Genomic DNA, 17,861 nt, shown 5'->3' with positions numbered 1-17,861 from the left:
TGCCCGGGCCCCGTCGCCACCACCACGAGGAGACGACCGAGCGTGCCTGACAACAACGACACGATCCTGCTGGAGTCGGTGCGCACGCACCGGGTCCGTCTGCGCGGGGCCTTCCTGATCGGCGAGCTGGCGGAGCGCCGCACGGTCAACGACAACGTCCGACGCCTGGTGGGCAGCATGGTGCTCGCCGCCGTCGTGTGTGCCGGGTGTGTCGGGACGGCCTTCGTCCTGAACGCCATCCAGAACGGACAGGCCGGCGGCCTCGGCGGGTCCACCGGCACCACGAGCACCACGGCACCCGCGAGCGGGACGAGCGTCGGGGGGAACCGGTGACCGACTTCACACGCCTGACCGTCGTCGGTGCCACCCGCCGAGCGACGCTCGTCATCCCGAGCGACGAGACCCTCGGGTCGCTCGTCCCACGGCTCGTCGAGCTGCTGGACGAACGGGTGGCGCCGGTCGCGCGTCCGCTCACGCTGCTCCGGTCGACCGGGGAACAGCTCGACACCACGGCCTCGGCTGCCGACCAGGGGGTCGCCGACGGCGAGGTGTTGCGGCTGCTGCGGCTCGACGAGGCCCCGCCGCCGCCCGAGGTCAGCGACGTGACCGACGCCGTCAGCGACGCGCTCGGGTCCCGCGCCGGTCTGTGGGGTCCGGGGCCACGCCTGCTGGTCGGCGGCGTGGGCATCGGTCTGCTGACGCTCGCCGCCGGGGTCGCCGCGCTCGACCTGCCGGGCCTCCGAGCCGTCCCGGCGATCGCGTGGGCCGTCTGCGTGGTCGCCGGGCTCGGCCTCGCCCTGGTCCGGGTCCGGACCGTGGCCTGGGCCCTCCTCGCCGCCGCCCTCGGGCTCGCGTTCCCGACGGCGGTCGGCCTGGAGGCCCTGCTCGCCTCCACCGGGCCGTCCGGCTCCGTCACGCTCGGCCTGGCCGCGCCCACCGCGACCGTCGCGTGGCTCGCGCTGTTCCTGGTGGCGGGACTGGGCCGCCGCTCCGCGCCGGCCGCACTGGGCTCGGCGGTCGGTGTGGTCGGAGCCGGCGCCGCGACGCTGCTCGAGCGGACCCCGATGACCGGGGTCGAGAGTGCCGGTGTGCTCGCCACCGCCGCGGTCGTCGTGATCGGGCTCATCCCCTGGTACGCGATGTCGCTGTCGGGGTTGACGGGGCTCGACGACCAGGTGATCACCGGACGCCTCGCCCGGCGCGAGACCGTGCTGACCACGGTGGACCGTGCCTACCGGACGCTCACGTGGGCCACCTTCGCGGTGGCCTCGACGCTCGCGGTCGCCCTCGTCGGGGTCGCCGAGGCGACCGGTCCGTGGGCGCAGTGGCTCGGCGTCGCACTCGTGACCGTGACCGCGCTGCGGACCCGTGCGTTCCCGCTCGCGGCGCAGGTCGCGGCGCTGTGGGCGGCGACGGTGCCGGCGGTCGTGGTCGGCGTGACGGTGCACCTGCGCGGCGACGACGGAGCACTGGCCCCCGCGGTCCTCGCCGGTCTGGCGGTCGTGGTCGCGCTGCTCGTGCTCGTGGCCCCCGCCCGGCACCAGCGTGCGTCGCTCCGGCGGCTCGGCAACGTCGTCGAGTCGCTCGCGGTGATCGCCCTCGTCCCCCTGCTGATCGGCACGTTCGGCGTGTACGGCCAGCTCCTCGGGGCGTTCTGATGGGCGTGCTGCGGTCACTCGTCGGCACCGCCCCGGCCGCGGTCCTCGGAGCCACGGCGTCCGGGACGGGCGTGCTGGAGCAGGCCGACCGTGCGATCCGCGCCCCGCTCGCCCTCAGTCGACGGCTCGGCTTCGTGCAGCTCACCGGCGGGGTCGGCGCATCCACGTCGGCGTCGCTCGTCGCCAACCTGGTGGCCCACCGCCGGACGGGTCCGGTCCTGGGGGTCGACGCTGCGGCCGGCGCGCGCTCGATGCTCTGGCACGCGGGGCTGCCCGACCTGCCGCCGACCGTCGACGACGCGCGACGGCGCGACCCGGCGAGCACGTCGGACGCCACCGCCGGACTCGCCCGCGCCGGTTCCGGGCTGTACGCCCTCGACGTCCGCGAGCCCGGCACGGCGGACGAACACGACGCACCGCCCCGTCAGGCGACCGAAGCTCGCTGGGCCGAGGCGGTCGCCCCGGTCACGCGGTTCTTCGACGTGGTCTGCACCGACTGGGGCGTCCGCGCCCCCGGCGTCGACCTGACCGCGGTCGCGTACGCCAGCCACGCCGTCTGCCTGGTCGCGAGGACCGACCGGGTGTCGCTCGAGCGTGCCATGGCCGTCGTCGAGGCCGTCCGCGCGCTCGAACACCGACCGACGGTCGTCGTGGCCGCGGTGGACGTCGGGCGCTCGGGCTCGCGAGCCGTCGAAGCCGTCCGGTGGCCGGACGCCACGGTCCTGCGGATCCCCGCCGACCTGGCACGGCTCGCGGGCGCCCCCAGGTCGACGCGCGACCTCACCGTCGCGACCCGCACCGCGCACGCCCGGCTCGCCGCCGCGCTGCTCGACACGACGACGGCCGGCACCGCGACCGAACGGAGCGACCGATGACGCGTCGACTCGTCCACCGCCCGACGCGCGTGAGCCGCCCGCTCCGCGACGAGCCGACCGAGCCGCTCGCCCCACCGCCCGCGCTGCCGGAGGGACCCGTCGGCGGCATCCCGATCCAGACGCTGCTGCCCGTCGTCGGATCGCTCTCGTCGATCGTGATGATCGTCGTGCTGCGCAACGCCAACCCCGTCTTCATGGTCATCGGTGCCGTCGTGCTCGTGGTCGCCCTGGTCGGGGGCGTCGGCATGGCCGTGTCCCAGCGCGGGAACCAGGCCAGGACCCGACGGTCGCAGCGTGAGCGCTACCTCGACTTCCTCGAACGGACCCGGACCGAGATGCGTGCGCGGGCCCGCGACGTCCGGGCGAAGGCCAGCGTGCTGAACCCGGAACCGGACGCCCTGATCGAGGTCGTCCGCGACCCGGCGCGGCTGTGGGAACGCCGGCGCGGCCACGACGACTTCCTCGTCGTCCGCGGTGGGGTCGGCGACGTGCGCTGGTTCGACCTGACGCTGCCCGACGACGAGAACCCGGTGCAGCCCTTCGACCCGATCATGCTCGACGAGGCGCGCACGGTCGTGCAGCACTACGCGACCGTCGCGGGCATGCCGGTGACCGTCGACCTGGACCGCGCCGGCCACGTCGCGGTCATCGGCGACCGGGACCGTGTGCTCGAGGTGGCGCGCGGGATGATCGCCCAGCTCGCGACGTTGCACTCCCCCGAGGACCTGCACCTGGCCCTCGTGCACCCCGGTGCCCGCGCCGACGACTGGCGCGGGTTCGACCTGCTGCCGCACGCCGTCGACGACGAGCTGCTCGACGGCGACGTCCCGGCGCGGCGCATCGCGCCCGACGTCCAGTCGCTCCTCGGGGTGATCGGCGGCGAACTGGCCGACCGGGCGCAGTTCGCCGCGACCGCCAAGCGCAGTTCCGGGACGAGCGACCAGGCCGAGAACGCCCGGCTCGTCGTGTTCGTCGACGACCACGGGCACATCGCCTCCGACCTGCCGGTACCGGACGCCGACCTCGGACTCGCGGAGCTCCAGGTCACGACCGTGCACCTGCTGTCGGACCGCCTGCACGAGCCGTCCGACGTCACCGTCCGGATCGTGGTCGAGGACGACGACGCCACCGTCACCGACGCGCGGCGCGAGGCCGACGGCGAGGTCGTCGAGACGCGCTTCCGGACCGACCGCGTGCCGGCGACGACCTTCGAGACCCTGGCCCGCGAACTCGCGCCGCTGCGGCTCAGCCTCACCGCGCAGGACGCCGCCGAGTCGGTGGACGGCATCGGCGTGACGGAGCTGCTCGGCATCACCGACATGGCCGACGTCTCGCCCGAGCAGGTCTGGCTGCCCCGCTCGCCCCGGGACTTCCTGCGGGTGCCGATCGGTCTCGACGACTTCGGCGCGCCCGTGCTCCTCGACCTGAAGGAGTCCGCGCAGCTCGGCATGGGCCCGCACGGCATCTGCATCGGTGCGACCGGCTCCGGCAAGTCCGAGATGCTCCGGACGCTCGTGCTCGGCCTCGCGCTCTCGCACTCCCCCGAGGACCTCAGCATGGTCCTCGTCGACTACAAGGGCGGGGCCGCGTTCGCCCCGTTCGCCGCACTCCCGCACATCGCCGGCATCATCGACAACCTCGAGGACGACGCCGGGCTCATCGAACGGGCACGCGCCTCGATCGCGGGCGAGGTCGTCCGACGACAGCGGGTGCTGCGCGACGCCGACAACGCGCCGTCGATCACGCACTACCGCGAACTCCGCACGCAGCGTCCGGAACTGCCGCCGCTGCCGCACCTGCTCCTCGTGATCGACGAGTTCGGCGAGCTGCTGACGGCGGAGCCCGAGTTCATCGAGCTGCTCATGACGATCGGGCGCATCGGCCGGTCCATCGGCGTGCACCTGCTGCTGTCCAGCCAGCGCATCGAGGCCGGACGGCTGCGGGGGCTCGACACGTACCTGTCGTACCGGCTGGGGCTCCGGACGTTCTCCGAGGCCGAGAGCTCCACGATCCTCGACCGCCCCGACGCGTTCCACCTGCCCGCGATCCCCGGGTACGGGTACCTCAAGGTCGACACCTCCGTCTACCGGCGGTTCCGTGCGGGGTACGTCTCCGGGCCCGTCGAGACGACCACCGTCCGGGCCGAGCCGGCGTCGCGACCGGAGCCGGTCCTCCTGCCCGTCTTCAACACCCTCGCCTCCGATGCGGGTGACGACGGACCGGGCGAGACCGAGCTCCGTCGTCCGCAGACCGGACGCGCACTGGTCGACGAAGCCGTCGAGCGCCTGCTCGACGCCGACCGCACCACCCGCCCGATCTGGCTGCCACCGCTGCCGACGCGACTCGCGCTCTCGCGGGTGATCACCGAGCGGGTCGAGGACGTGCCCGCGCTGCGTGTCCCCCTCGGACTGCTCGACGACCCGTCCGAGCAGACGCAGCGCCCCTGGTACCTCGACCTCACGCGAGCCGGCGGGCACGCCGCCGTGATCGGGGCCCCGCAGTCCGGTCGCTCCACGATGCTGCGGTCGATCGCCGCCTCCACGGCCCTGACGGCGACGCCCCAGCAGGTCAGCCTGTACGGGCTGGACCTCAGCGGGAGCGGCCTCGCGCGGATCGAGGCCTTCCCCCACGTCGGTGGCGTCGCGACCCGGGCGGACCCGGCACGCATGCAGCGGTTGCTCGAGGAGCTCCAGCTCATGCTCGCCACCCGTGAACGTGCGTTCCGCGTGCACGGCGTCGACTCCCTCGACGCGCTGCGTGCCCGGCACGCGGCCGGTGCGCTGCCGGAGCTCCCGAGCGCCGAGGTCGTCCTGCTCGTCGACGGGTACGGGGCCGTGCGCGACGAGTACGAGCGGTTCGAGCCCGTCCTCGGCGAACTGCTGCAGCGTGGCTCCGGACTGGGTGTGCACGTCGTCATGACGATGACGCGGTGGAACGAGCTGCGCATGGCCGTGCAGCCGCTCGTGGGGACGCGGGTCGAGCTGCGCCTGAACGACCCCGCCGACTCGGTGGTCGACCGTCGGCTGTCGCAGACGATCCGTGCCGACCAGCGCGGCCGGGCGATCACCGAGGAGCGGCGCTTCGTGCAGCTCGCACTGCCGGTCATGGACGACGTGGACGACGACGACGTGGCGGACGCCCTCGAGGCCCTGGCACGCCGGGCGGCGGACAGCTGGTCGGGCCCGGGAGCGGCACCCATCCGCCTGCTGCCGGCCGACTACGAACCGTCGGAGCTCCCCGACCCCTTCGTCGAGCCGGACCGCGTGCCGTTCGGGCTGCGCCAGGACACCATGCAGCCGGCGTTCCTCGAACTCGGCGACCGCGACCAGCATCTGCTCGTCTTCGGCGACTCCCGGTCGGGCAAGTCGACGCTGCTGCGCGGGGTCGTCGAGGGGCTGGTCGACCGGCACTCGCCCGACGAGCTCGTCGTCGCCGTCATGGACAGCCGTGGTGCCCTCGCCGACGTCTGCCCCGACGACTACCTGGGCGGACAGGCGTCGAGCGCCCTCGAGGCCCGGTCGCTCGCGGCGGCCATCGCCGAGGAACTCGCCAAGCGGCAGGCCTCGTCCGACCGCGGCTCCGGCCCCCGGATCGTCGTGGTCGTGGACGACTTCGACATCCTCGCCAGCGGCGGGACGCAGCCGCTGGAGCCGCTGTTGCCGTACCTGCCGTCGGCCCGCGACCTGCGCCTGCACGTGCTCGTGGCACGCCCGGTGGCCGGTCTGCAGCGGGCGCTGTTCGACCTGACCCTGCAGGCGCTCCGCGACACCGGCGGCAGCACCTTCCTGATGTCCGGGGAGCGGAGCGAGGGACAGATCGCGCCGCAGGTGTACGCCGAGCCGATGACCGCCGGCCGCGGTCGCATGCTGCGGCGCGGTGAACGGTCGTTCATCGCCCAGGTCGCGCACTTCCGGACTGCGGGCACGACCGCGGAGGACGACCGGTGAGCGTCACGCCCGTCCGGATCGTCGTCGCCGGCACGGCCGGCGGTGTCGGCACGACCACGGTCGCCGCGCTGCTGTTCGAGGCGCTCCGCCGCGCGTCCGTCGTCGGCGCCCCGGTGCTGTACGACCACTCGGGCGGCGACCTCGGCCTCCGGCTGCCGAACGGCGACGACGTGTCGGCGGTCGAGGACACCGTCGCCGTCCACGACGTCGGAGCGCACGCGTGGCGCGGCGGCATCGAGGCCCTGGCGTCGCCGGCCGACCTGCTCGTCGTCGTGGCACCGGCGACGGGCGTCGGGCTCGCCGACGCCGCGCGCGTCCTCGAGGCCGCCACCGGTCGCTCCGGACGGTCGGCGTCGACACGGACGCTCGTCGTCCTCAACACCCCGTTCGGCTCCGACGTCGACCGGCGGGACGTGGACGAGTTCCGGCTCCGGCACGACCACAGCAGCGTGCTGCGCCTGCCGTCCGACCGGGCGCTCGGGATCGGCGGCCGGATCCCGTCGTCCCGCCTGTCCGCCGCCACCCGACGGGCACTCGCCGAGTTCGACCGGCGCACCGTCGGCATGCTCGCGACGCAACGCCGCGGCTGATCCCCGGGTACCGTCTGAGTCCCGAACGATCAGGAGGACCTCCCGTGGACTCTCGTGCCGTCCGCACGTTCCGGGTGTTCGTCGTGGTGACCGCCGTCGTGGCGATCGTCCTCGGCGTCGTGGCCGTGGTGCTGCCCGACCCCTCGTTGGTCGTCGTCGCGCTGCTGTTCGGCGTCTACCTCGTCGTCGCCGGGGTGCTGCGGGTGTACGCGGCGGTGCGCGGACACGGCACGCCTCCCGTCTGGCGCTGGACCTCGGGGGTCGTCGGCACCCTCGTCGCGCTGGCCGGGCTCGTCACGCTCCTCGATCCGCTGGTCCCCCTCGTCGTCTACGCGGTGCTCGCCGGGGTGGGGTTCGTGATCGAGGGCGTCGTCGCCCTGGTCGGCGCCGTCGTCGGGCACCCCGGGTCCTCGCGCGTGCCCACGGTCGTCAGCGGTGTGTTGTCGGTCCTGGCGGGTGTCGCAGTGCTCGTCGCGCCCGGCATGGCCCTGACGGTGTTCATGGTGCTGGCGGGGATCGCGCTCGTCGTCGTCGGCATCGGGGCGCTGCTCCTCCTGCCGCCGCGGTCTGCGGTCCGCCGCCAGGGCGCTCCCGCCCACACCGACCGCCGCTAGGCCGCGCCGGTCCCGAACAGCAGGCCGAGCAGGTACGTCACCACGGCTGCGCCGAAGCCGATCGCGAGCTGCCGGAGCGCCCGGCGCAGCGGTGACGCCCCGCTCAGGACCCCGACGACCGCGCCGGTCCCGAGCAGCGCGACGCCGACCAGGAACGCCGCCACCGCGATCGCCGCCCAGCCCTCGAGCCCGAACAGGTACGGCAGCACCGGGATGATCGCGCCCGAGGCGAAGAAGCAGAAGCTCGAGATGGCGGCGCTCATGCCGTTGCCGACCGCCTCGTGGTCGTCGGCGACCCGGGTGGGCCCGGTCGCGGGCCCGCTGCCCAGACCGGCGATGACCTCGGCGGCGTGCGACTCGGCTTCGGCCTCGGGCATGCCGCGCGCCCGGTAGACCAGCGCGAGCTCGTTCGCGTCGACGTCGAGGTGCGCGACCGCGTCCCCGGCGTCGGGGTGCGGTGCCGATGCCTCGAGCAGCTCCCGCTGGGACCGGACGGAGACGTACTCGCCGGCACCCATCGACAGCGCACCGGCGAGGAGCCCGGCGATGCCGCTCAGCAGCACGAAGTGCCGGTCGGCCCCGCTGGCGCTGATGCCGATGATCAGCGCGAGGTTCGACACCAGGCCGTCGTTCGCGCCGAACACCGCCGCCCGGAACGTGCCGGACAACCGCATCCGCCCGCGGTTCGCGAGGCCGCGGACGACCTCGCCGTGGATCCGCTCGTCGGCCGCCATCTGCGCGGTGGCGTCGTCGTCGTCGGCGTACGGGGAGCGGTCCTCGGCGCGCTGCATGAGCGCGAGCACGAACACCGACCCGAAGCGCTTCGCCAGGGCGGCGAGCACCCGCGTGCGCAGACTGCCCCGCAGCGGCCGACCGGCGTCGTCACCGAGCAGGTCGACCCAGTGCTGCTCGTGCCGGCCCTCGGCCTCGGCCAGCGCCGCCAGGATCTCGCGCTCCTCACCGTCACGTCGCGCAGCGAGGTTGCGGTACACGGCCGCTTCGGCGCGCTCGTCCGCCAGGTAACGACGCCAGCGACGCACGTCGCCCGGTTGACGGGCCGCCGCGTCGGTCTGGAGGCTGTGCTCGCTCATCGGGTCGTCTCCTGTCGGTGGCTGGCCGGGTCTCGACCCGGCGCGCGCCCCGGGCCAGGCCGCGCACTGGACGCGGCGAGGGCGCGGTCTGGAGCCTGCCTGCACCCGTGTACAGGGCCTCCGGTCCGCGCCCTCGCGCGTCGCGGGACTAGTCCCGAACGTACGCCGGGGCCGCCTCGGCGTGCGCGTCGCCGACGCGGTGCACGCGCAGGTCGTTCGTCGAGCCCTCGATGCCGGGAGGCGAACCGGCCGTCACGATCACACGGTCGCCGGGCGACGCCAGGCCGTTCTCGAGCAGGACGTCGTCCACCTGCGAGAACAGCTCGTCGGTGTGCGTCTTCCGCTCGACCAGGAACGAGCGGACGCCCCAGGTGAGGGTCATCCGACGGCGGGTGGCCTCGTTCGGGGTGAAGGCGATGATGGGCAGGCCGTGCCGCAGTCGCGACATGCGGCGGGCGGAGTCACCGGACTCGGTGAACACGCAGAGGTAGGACGCCTCGGTGAACTCGGCGATCTCGACCGCTGCGAGCGTGATGGCTCCACCGAGCGTGCGTGGCTTCGTGCCGAGCGGCGCGATGCGCTCGAGGCCGTGGTCCTCGGTGGACTCGACGATGCGGGCCATCGTGCGGACGGTCTGCACCGGGTACTCACCGACGCTCGTCTCGCCGGACAGCATGACCGCGTCGGCCCCGTCGAGCACGGCGTTCGCGACGTCGGAGGTCTCGGCGCGGGTGGGGATCGGCGACGAGATCATCGACTCGAGCATCTGCGTCGCGACGATGACCGGCTTGGCCATGCGGCGGGCGAGCTCGACGGCGCGCTTCTGCACGATCGGGACGGCCTCGAGCGGGAGCTCGACGCCGAGGTCACCGCGGGCGACCATGATCGAGTCGAAGGCGTCGATGATCTCCTCGAGCGCATCGACCGCCTGCGGCTTCTCGATCTTGGCGATGACGGGCAGGCGCTTGCCCTCTTCGTCCATGATCTCGTGCGCACGGACGACGTCCGAGGCGTTGCGGACGAACGACAGTGCGATGAGGTCGGCGCCCTGGCGGATGCCCCAGCGCAGGTCGGCCTCGTCCTTCTCGCTGAGCGCGGGGACGTTGACCGCGACACCGGGCAGGTTGATGCCCTTGTTGTTCGAGACCGTGCCGGCGACGACGACCTCGGTGCGGACACGCACGCCGTCGGTGTCGAGGACGCGCAGCCGCACGCGACCGTCGTCGATGAGCAGTGGGTCGCCGGGCTTGACGTCCTGCGGGAGCCCCTTGAAGGTCGTGCCGCAGATCTCCTTCGAGCCGGGCACGTCCTCGGTCGTGATCGTGAAGACGTCGCCCACGTCCAGGTGGTGCGGGCCGTCGGCGAACCGGGCGAGGCGGATCTTCGGACCCTGCAGGTCGACGAGGATCGCGACGGGCTTGCCGAGCTCCGCCGCCGCGCGACGGACGTTCTCGTAGTTCGCCTCGTGGACGCTGTAGTCACCGTGGCTGAGGTTGAGTCGAGCGACGTCGACACCCGCCTCGATGATCTCCTTGACGGTCTCGTAGTCCGAGGTGGCCGGTCCGAGGGTCGAAACGATCTTTGCGCGTCTCACTGGATTCCTTCGTGTGTGGTGGTGGGGCCTGCGTGCATGGTGTTCGTGGGGCTTCGCGGTACGAAGAGAGGCCACCAGCACCCTATCGAGTGCCGGTGGCCTCCTGCTCACCCTGAGACGTGCATCAGACGGAGATCGCCCGGTCGGTCGCCTTGACCGGGGCGGGGAGCATCGTCGTGCCCTCGAGGTACTCGTCGACCTTCGCGGCGGCCGCCCGACCCTCGGCGATCGCCCACACGATGAGCGACTGCCCACGACCCGCGTCACCGGCGACGAAGACGCCGGGCTCGTTGGTCGTGTAGTCGGCGCCGCGTGCGACCACGCCCCCGGCGTTGAGCGGCAGGCCGAGCTGGGGTTCGAGGGTGTCGGTCTCCGGTCCGGTGAAGCCCATCGCGACGAGGACCAGGTCGGCCGGGATCTCGCGCTCGGTGCCGGCCCTGGGGACACGACGCCCGTCGAGGTACTCGGTCTCGGCCACGCGCAGCGCACGGACCTCGCCCGCCTCGTTGCCCAGGAACTCGACCGTCGAGGCCAGGAACGCACGTTCGCCGCCCTCTTCGTGGGCGCTCGTGACCTCGAACACGGTCGGGAACATCGGCCACGGCTGGTCCTCGGGACGTTCCTCGGGAGGCTGCTTGCCGATGGCCAGGTTCGTGACGCTCAGGGCGCCCTGTCGGTGGGCGGTGCCGATGCAGTCCGCGCCGGTGTCACCGCCGCCGATCACGACGACGTGCTTGCCCTCGGCGGTGACCTGGTTGTCGACCACCGTGCCGGCGCCGGCACGGTTCTGCTGGACGAGGTACTCCATCGCGAAGTGCACGCCGGCCAGGTCGCGACCCGGGATCGGCAGGTCGCGCGGCACCGTCGCACCCGTGGCGACCACGACCGCGTCGTACCGCGACTTCAGGTCGTCCCAGGTGATGTCGACGCCGATCTCGACGCCGGCGCGGAAGCGCGTGCCCTCGGCCTGCATCTGGGCGAGTCGCGCGTCGATCTGGCGCTTCTCCATCTTGAAGTCCGGGATGCCGTAGCGCAGCAGCCCGCCGATGCGGTCGTCGCGCTCGTAGACCGCGACGGTGTGCCCGGCTCGGGTGAGCTGCTGGGCGGCCGCGAGTCCGGCTGGTCCGGAACCGACCACGGCCACGGTCTTGCCGGTCAGGCGCTCCGGCGGGTGCGGGGTGACCCACCCGTTCTGGAAGGCCTGGTCGATGATCGAGACCTCGACCTGCTTGATCGTCACCGGCGGCTGGTTGATGCCCAGCACGCAGGACGACTCGCAGGGTGCCGGGCACAGACGGCCGGTGAACTCGGGGAAGTTGTTCGTCGCGTGCAGCCGCTCGATCGCCTGACGACCCTCGCCACGCCAGGTCAGGTCGTTCCACTCGGGGATGAGGTTGCCGAGGGGGCAGCCCTGGTGGCAGAACGGCACGCCGCAGTCCATGCAGCGGCCGGCCTGGCGCTTGAGCTGACCCGACTCCTGCTGCTCGTAGACCTCTTTCCAGTCCATGAGCCGCACCGGGACGGGCCGACGCTTCGGCAGTTCGCGTTCCTGGACCTTCAGGAAGCCCTTGGGGTCAGCCATGTGTTGCCTCCGGGGTGTCGGTCTGGTGTGTCGTCAGGGAGTCAGCCACCTGCGGTCACCTCCATGATGCGGTTCCAGACGACGTCGCCGTCGGGGTCGAGTCCCTCGTCGACGGCCTGTCTGCGGGTCTCGAGCACGGCCGCGTAGTCGCGCGGCAGCACCTTGACGAACGCGGACAGGTCGCCGGAGGCCAGCAGGTCGGCCGCGACCGTCGAGCCCGTCTCGGCGGTGTGCCGCTCGAGCAGGTCGGTGACGATCTCGACGTCCGCGCTGTCGAGCGCTTCGAGGCGCAGCTCACCGCTGGCCAGCGCATCGGCGTTCACGTGCTCGGTCCGGAGACCGAGCACGTACGCGGTGCCACCCGACATGCCGGCGCCGAGGTTGCGCCCGGTCTCGCCGAGCACGACGGCCAGCCCGCCGGTCATGTACTCGAGCGCGTGGTCGCCGACGCCCTCGACCACGGCGGTCGCACCGGAGTTGCGCACCAGGAACCGCTCCCCCACGATGCCGCGGATGAACATGCTGCCCTGCGTCGCGCCGTAGCCGATGACGTTGCCGGCGATGACGTTCTCGCTCGGCTCGAACCCGCCGCCCTCGGTCGGACGCACGACGATGTCCCCGCCGGACAGGCCCTTGCCGACGTAGTCGTTGCTGTCGCCGATGAGCCGCAGCGTGATGCCCGCCGGCAGGAACGCTCCGAGCGACTGCCCGGCCGACCCGCGCAGCGTGATGTCGATCGACCCCGCCGGCAGCCCGTTCTCACCGTGGCGGAGCGTGACCTCGTGGCCGAGCATCGTGCCGACCGCGCGCTCCGTGTTGCGGATCGGCAGGTCGAGCGTGATCGTGCCGCCGTGTTCGAGCACGTCGGACGCCCGGTGGATGAGCTGCACGTCGAAGTGGTGCTCGAGCTCGTGGTCCTGGTCGCGGTGGTGCCGGCGCGGCTCGTCGGCCGTGAAGTCCGGACCGTGCAGCACCGGGGCCAGGTCGAGGCCCGATGCCTTCCAGTGCTCCACCGCGCGGTCGACGTCGAGCACGTCGGTCGCCCCGATCGCCTCGTCGAGGGTGCGGAAGCCGAGCTCGGCCAGCAGCTCGCGCACCTCTTGCGCGATGAACTCGAAGAAGTTGACGACGAACTCGGGCTTGCCGGAGAAGCGCTTGCGGAGCTCGGGGTTCTGCGTGGCGACGCCGACCGGGCACGTGTCGAGGTGGCACACCCGCATCAGGATGCAGCCCTCGACCACGAGCGGGGCCGTGGCGAAGCCGTACTCCTCGGCGCCGAGCAGCGCTGCGACGACCACGTCACGACCGGTCTTCATCTGGCCGTCGACCTGCACCACGACGCGGTCGCGCATGCCGTTGAGCATGAGCGTCTGCTGGGTCTCGGCCAGGCCGATCTCCCACGGGGTGCCGGCGTGCTTGAGCGAGTTCAGCGGCGAGGCTCCTGTGCCGCCGTCGTGGCCGGAGACCAGCACGACGTCGGCGAGGGCCTTCGTCACGCCGGCTGCCACGGCACCGATGCCGGACTGACTGACGAGCTTGACGTGCACGCGCGCCGAGGGGTTCGCGCGCTTGACGTCGAAGATCAGCTGCTTGAGGTCCTCGATCGAGTAGATGTCGTGGTGCGGCGGCGGCGAGATCAGCCCGACGCCGGCCGTGGCGTGCCGCGTGCGCGCGATCCACGGGTACACCTTCTGGGGCGGGAGCTGCCCGCCCTCGCCGGGCTTGGCACCCTGCGCCATCTTGAGCTGGATGTCGGTGGCGTGCGTCAGGTACATGCTCGTCACGCCGAACCGCCCGGAGGCGACCTGCTTGATCGCACTGCGCCGCTCGGGGTCGAGCAGCCGGTCGACGTCCTCGCCGCCCTCGCCGGTGTTCGACCGGCCGCCCAGGCGGTTCATCGCGATCGCGAGGGTCTCGTGGGCTTCCTTCGAGATCGATCCGTACGACATCGCGCCGGTGTTGAACCGCTTGACGATCGACTCGATCGGCTCGACGTCCTCGAGCGGGATCGGCGAGCGGACGCCGTGCTTGAAGCGGAACAGTCCGCGCAGCGTCATCAGCTCTTCGGCCTGGTCGTCGACCGCCTTGGAGTACTCGCGGAAGATGTCGTACCGGCGCGCGCGCGTGGCGTGCTGCAGCCGGAACACGGTGTCCGGGTTGAACAGGTGCGGCGGGCCCTCGCGGCGCCACTGGTACTCGCCGCCGGTCTGCAGTCGCTCGTGCGCGAGCACCGAGCCGTCCTGCGGGTACGCCTGCACGTGGCGCTCGGCGTTCTCCTTCGCGATGACGTCGATGTCGACGCCGCCGAGGATCGACGAGGTGCCGGTGAAGTAGCGGTCGACGAACTCCTGCGACAGGCCGACCGCCTCGAAGGCCTGGGCGCCCGCGTAGCTGGACACCGTCGAGATGCCCATCTTCGACATGATCTTGAGCACGCCCTTGCCGAGCGCCTTGATGACGTTCTTGACCGCCTGCTCCGGGGTGATGCCGGCGATCATGCCCTGGCGCACCAGGTTCTCGCAGGTCTCCATCGCCAGGTACGGGTTGATCGCCGAGGCGCCGTACCCGATCAGGGTGGCGACGTGGTGGACCTCGCGGACGTCACCGGCCTCGACGATGAGCCCGACCTTCATGCGCTGCTCGGTGCGGATCAGGTGGTGGTGGACGGCGGCCAGCAGCAGCAGGCTCGGGACGGGCGCGTTCTCGGCGTTGCCGTCACGGTCCGACAGCACGATGAACTGCTTGCCGGACTCGATCGCGTCGTCGACCTCGTCGCAGACGGCCTGGATGCGTTGCTCCATCGCCTGTTCGCCGGCGTCGACGCGGTACAGCCCGCGGATCGTCACGGTGAGGTGGCGCCCCGAGTCGGTCTCGAAGTGCTGGACCTTGGCGAGCTGGTCGTTGTCGATGACCGGGAAGTCGAGCACGATCTGCTTGGCGTGCTCGGGGCCGGCGTCGAGCAGGTTGCGCTCCGGCCCGAGCCCCATGCCCATCGACGTGATGACCTGCTCGCGGATCGAGTCGAGCGGTGGGTTCGTGACCTGGGCGAACTGCTGCGTGAAGTAGTCGAACAGCAGACGCGGTCGCTGGGACAGGACCGCGATGGGCGTGTCCGACCCCATGGCCCCGAGGGGCTCGGCACCCGCAGCCGCCATCGGCCGCAGCAGCACGCGCACTTCTTCTTCGGTGTACCCGAACGCCCGCTGGCGCCGCGTGACCGAGGCGGGGGTGTGCACGATGTGCTCGCGCTCGGGCAGGTCGCGCAGGTTGATGCGGCCGGCGGCGAGCCACTCGCCCCACGGACCCGACGTCGCGAGCTCGCGCTTGACCTCGTCGTCCTCGATGATGCGGCCGGCCTCGGTATCGACGAGGAAGAGTCGACCCGGGCGCAGGCGGCCCTTGCGGACGACCTTCGACGCGGGCACGTCGATGACACCGGTCTCCGAGCCCATGACGATCAGTCCGTCGTCGGTGACCAGGAACCGACCAGGGCGCAGGCCGTTGCGGTCGAGCGTGGCACCGACGAGCGAGCCATCGGTGAACGTGATCGCCGCGGGGCCGTCCCACGGCTCCATGAGCATCGAGTGGTACTCGTAGAAGTCGCGGAGTTCCGGGTCCATGTCGGTCTGGTTCTCCCAGGCCTCGGGAACCATCATCGACACCGCGTGCGGGAGCGACCGCCCGGTCAGGGTCAGCAGCTCGAGGGTCTCGTCGAACGAGGCCGAGTCACTGGCGCCGGGGCTGACGATCGGCAGCAGGGGTGCCATGTCGCCGAGCAGGTCGCTCTCGAGCTGCGACTGCCGAGCGCGCATCCAGTTGCGGTTGCCACGGACGGTGTTGATCTCGCCGTTGTGGGCGAGCGTGCGGAACGGCTGGGCGAGCGGCCACGAGGGGAAGGTGTTGGTCGAGTAGCGCGAGTGCACGATCGCCAGCTTCGACGCGAACCGCTCGTCGCTGAGATCGGGGTAGAACGGCTCGAGCTGGAGCGTCGTGACCATGCCCTTGTAGACCATGGTCCGGCTCGACAGCGACATGAAGTAGATCTCCTGCTCGCGCTCGACGCGCTTGCGGAGGCGGAAGGTCTGTCGGTCCAGGGCGACGCCGCTGCGCGGGGTGCCGTCCTGCTCGTGGTGTTCGGACACGACGAAGCACTGTTCGAACGCGGGCATGGCGGCACGCGCGAGGGAGCCGAGCACCTCGGGTCGCACCGGGACCTCGCGCCAGCCGAGGACGCGCAGGCCCTCGTCCGTCGCGGTGGCCTCGACCGCGGCCTTGACGGCGGCGCGGTCGTCGGCGTCGAGCGGCAGGTAGGCGGTCCCCACGGCGTACTCCCCCGCCGCCGGGAGCTCGACTGGCGCCTCGGCACGGAAGAACTCGTCGGGCACCTGGCACAGGATGCCGGCGCCGTCGCCGGTCCCCGCGTCGGAGCCGACGGCCCCGCGGTGCTCGAGGTTGCGGAGCGCACCGAGCGCGGCGTCGACGATGTCGTGGCCCGGCGTCCCGCGGAGCGTCGCGACCATCGCCAGGCCGCACGCGTCCTTCTCGTTCGCCGGGTCGTACATGCCGGCTGCGTCCGGCACCGCGGAGAACCGCTGGTGCGCGGGCCGCAGCGCGGACCCGGTGGTCGAGGGGAGCTGGGGTGGCTGGAGCGCCATGGGGACCGTCCTCACGAGCGAGTGGAACAGGGGCAGCGATGGCCGTGGGGCGAGACTGGAGTCGAGCTCGCCCACCGTCCGACCCCGTGGGGCCGGGCCGTCAGGAACGGTCGGCAGCTGTGGCGACCGAGCTGGAACCGGCGGCGATGGGTGCGTCGTCGTCGTGCTCCGAGTAGGTGTCCTCGGAGTCTACATCGGTCTTCGAGCGCGGCTCGCGACCCGGCAGGTAGGCGCTGGGTTCCTTGCCGGTGTGGCGCTTCGACTGGACGTAGAAGACGACCAGCCCGATGATGATCGCCGCGAACGAGGCCCAGACGTTCGTCCGGATGCCGAAGAAGGTCTCGCTCGTGTCGACGCGGATGGACTCGAGGACCGACCGGCCGATGCCGTACCAGATCAGGTACAGCGAGAGGACCCGGCCCCACTGCAGCTGGAACTTCCGGTCGATCAGCATGATGACCGCGAACCCGATGACGTTCCAGATGATCTCGTACAGGAACGTCGGGTGGAAGAGCGTGCCCTCGGGCAGCCCGGTCGGGTACGCGGCGTTCGACGACTCGATCTGCAGGCCCCACGGCAGGCTGGTCGGCATGCCGAAGAGCTCGTGGTTGAAGTAGTTGCCGAGGCGTCCGAACGCCTGGGCCAGCAGCATCGCCGGGGCGACGGCGTCGAGGAACGCCGTGAACCGCAGCCCGACCTGACGGCACCCGAAGTACGCACCGACGGAACCGAGGATCAGCGCGCCGAAGATCGCCAGGCCGCCCTCCCAGATGTAGAGGAACGACAGCGGGTCGCGCCCGGGCCCGAAGTAGTCGCTGACGTGCGTGAACACGTGGAACAACCGGCCGCCGACGATGCCGAACGGCACCGCCCAGATCGCGATGTCGATGATGATCCACCGCTCGACGCCGCGGGCGTTGAGCCGGCGGTTCGTGACCACCACCGCGGCGACGATCCCGAGCAGGATGCAGATCGCGTAGGCGTGGATGCGGAAGTCGAGCGGCAGCGACCAGCCGAACACGTCACGGAGCCAGGCGGTCAGGTCGAAGTACTGCCAGGCCGTGCTGGGGCTCGGGATGCTCAGGAGGGGCATGGAGGAACTGGCGCCTTTCAGTGCAGCTGTCGGTGCCGATCCGGTTGCGTCGACCCCGGATCACTGTAGCGCGGGTGGCCCGCCGGTCAGGAACCGCCGGGGGCTGTCTGTGGAAACCGTGATGCGCAGGAGACGGGAGGCCCGGTGCTCGTGAGCTGGACT

The 17,861-nt window shown here is 72.1% G+C and carries 11 protein-coding genes; 6 read left to right on the top strand and 5 right to left on the bottom strand.

The features are described from left to right. Positions 1 to 42: 42 nt before the first annotated feature. From ASG04_RS11380 to ASG04_RS17605, 6 genes are read left to right on the top strand one after another with little or no spacing between them, the layout of a single operon-like run. Positions 43 to 333 carry a hypothetical protein gene (locus ASG04_RS11380; RefSeq protein ID WP_056124284.1) on the top strand — a complete coding sequence of 97 codons (291 nt, stop codon included), beginning with the start codon at positions 43 to 45 and terminating at the stop codon, positions 331 to 333. Next, positions 330 to 1,658, top strand: a complete 1,329-nt coding sequence (gene eccD / locus ASG04_RS11375; protein WP_056124281.1) for a type VII secretion integral membrane protein EccD — start codon at positions 330 to 332, stop codon at positions 1,656 to 1,658. Before ASG04_RS11380 ends, eccD begins: the two co-directional genes overlap by 4 nt. Continuing rightward, the gene (locus ASG04_RS11370; RefSeq protein ID WP_056124277.1) at positions 1,658 to 2,533 is read left to right on the top strand and encodes a hypothetical protein; all 876 of its coding nucleotides are present in this window, start codon (positions 1,658 to 1,660) and stop codon (positions 2,531 to 2,533) included. The genes eccD and ASG04_RS11370 overlap by 1 nt, the downstream gene beginning before the upstream one ends. Then, positions 2,530 to 6,480, top strand: a complete 3,951-nt coding sequence (gene eccCa / locus ASG04_RS11365; RefSeq protein ID WP_056124274.1) for a type VII secretion protein EccCa — start codon at positions 2,530 to 2,532, stop codon at positions 6,478 to 6,480. Before ASG04_RS11370 ends, eccCa begins: the two co-directional genes overlap by 4 nt. Next, the gene (locus tag ASG04_RS17610) at positions 6,477 to 7,070 is read left to right on the top strand and encodes a hypothetical protein (protein ID WP_056124271.1); all 594 of its coding nucleotides are present in this window, start codon (positions 6,477 to 6,479) and stop codon (positions 7,068 to 7,070) included. Before eccCa ends, ASG04_RS17610 begins: the two co-directional genes overlap by 4 nt. A 44-nt stretch (positions 7,071 to 7,114) precedes the next feature. Then, on the top strand, positions 7,115 to 7,684 hold the full coding sequence (locus ASG04_RS17605; RefSeq protein ID WP_056124269.1) for an HdeD family acid-resistance protein: 570 nt from the start codon (positions 7,115 to 7,117) through the stop codon (positions 7,682 to 7,684). Here ASG04_RS17605 and ASG04_RS11350 read toward each other — a convergent pair. The 5 genes from ASG04_RS11350 to lgt form a co-directional block, all read right to left on the bottom strand. Continuing rightward, entirely contained in the window at positions 7,681 to 8,775 is a 1,095-nt protein-coding gene (locus ASG04_RS11350; RefSeq protein WP_056124266.1) for a VIT1/CCC1 transporter family protein, read from the bottom strand. The two genes, ASG04_RS17605 and ASG04_RS11350, sit on opposite strands and share 4 nt — an antisense overlap. A 148-nt stretch (positions 8,776 to 8,923) precedes the next feature. Next, positions 8,924 to 10,369, bottom strand: a complete 1,446-nt coding sequence (gene pyk / locus ASG04_RS11345) for a pyruvate kinase (protein ID WP_056124261.1) — start codon at positions 10,367 to 10,369, stop codon at positions 8,924 to 8,926. Between the two features lie 124 nt (positions 10,370 to 10,493). Then, entirely contained in the window at positions 10,494 to 11,951 is a 1,458-nt protein-coding gene (locus ASG04_RS11340) for a glutamate synthase subunit beta (protein ID WP_056124258.1), read from the bottom strand. Between the two features lie 41 nt (positions 11,952 to 11,992). After that, positions 11,993 to 16,606, bottom strand: a complete 4,614-nt coding sequence (gltB, locus tag ASG04_RS11335; protein ID WP_056124255.1) for a glutamate synthase large subunit — start codon at positions 16,604 to 16,606, stop codon at positions 11,993 to 11,995. A gap of 100 nt (positions 16,607 to 16,706) precedes the next feature. Next, complete coding sequence (lgt, locus tag ASG04_RS11330; protein ID WP_082518060.1) at positions 16,707 to 17,699, bottom strand: prolipoprotein diacylglyceryl transferase; 993 nt, start codon at positions 17,697 to 17,699, stop codon at positions 16,707 to 16,709. Between the last annotated feature and the right edge of the window lie 162 nt (positions 17,700 to 17,861).

It is taken from the genome of Curtobacterium sp. Leaf183, from assembly GCF_001424385.1.
Taxonomy (GTDB): Bacteria; Actinomycetota; Actinomycetes; order Actinomycetales; family Microbacteriaceae; genus Curtobacterium.
The sequence above is the reverse complement of the archived record's forward strand: the minus strand, read 5'-3'. Positions and strand labels throughout refer to the sequence as shown.

What these genes read in the sequence shown, in the direction of transcription:
- ASG04_RS11370 (WP_056124277.1), top strand. Translation starts at nt 1,658, where the DNA reads ATGGGCGTGCTGCGGTCACTCGTCGGCACCGCCCCGGCCGCGGTCCTC.
- eccCa (WP_056124274.1), top strand. Translation starts at nt 2,530, where the DNA reads ATGACGCGTCGACTCGTCCACCGCCCGACGCGCGTGAGCCGCCCGCTC.
- ASG04_RS11350 (WP_056124266.1), bottom strand. Translation starts at nt 8,775, where the DNA reads ATGAGCGAGCACAGCCTCCAGACCGACGCGGCGGCCCGTCAACCGGGC.
- ASG04_RS11340 (WP_056124258.1), bottom strand. Translation starts at nt 11,951, where the DNA reads ATGGCTGACCCCAAGGGCTTCCTGAAGGTCCAGGAACGCGAACTGCCG.
- gltB (WP_056124255.1), bottom strand. Translation starts at nt 16,606, where the DNA reads ATGGCGCTCCAGCCACCCCAGCTCCCCTCGACCACCGGGTCCGCGCTG.
- lgt (WP_082518060.1), bottom strand. Translation starts at nt 17,699, where the DNA reads ATGCCCCTCCTGAGCATCCCGAGCCCCAGCACGGCCTGGCAGTACTTC.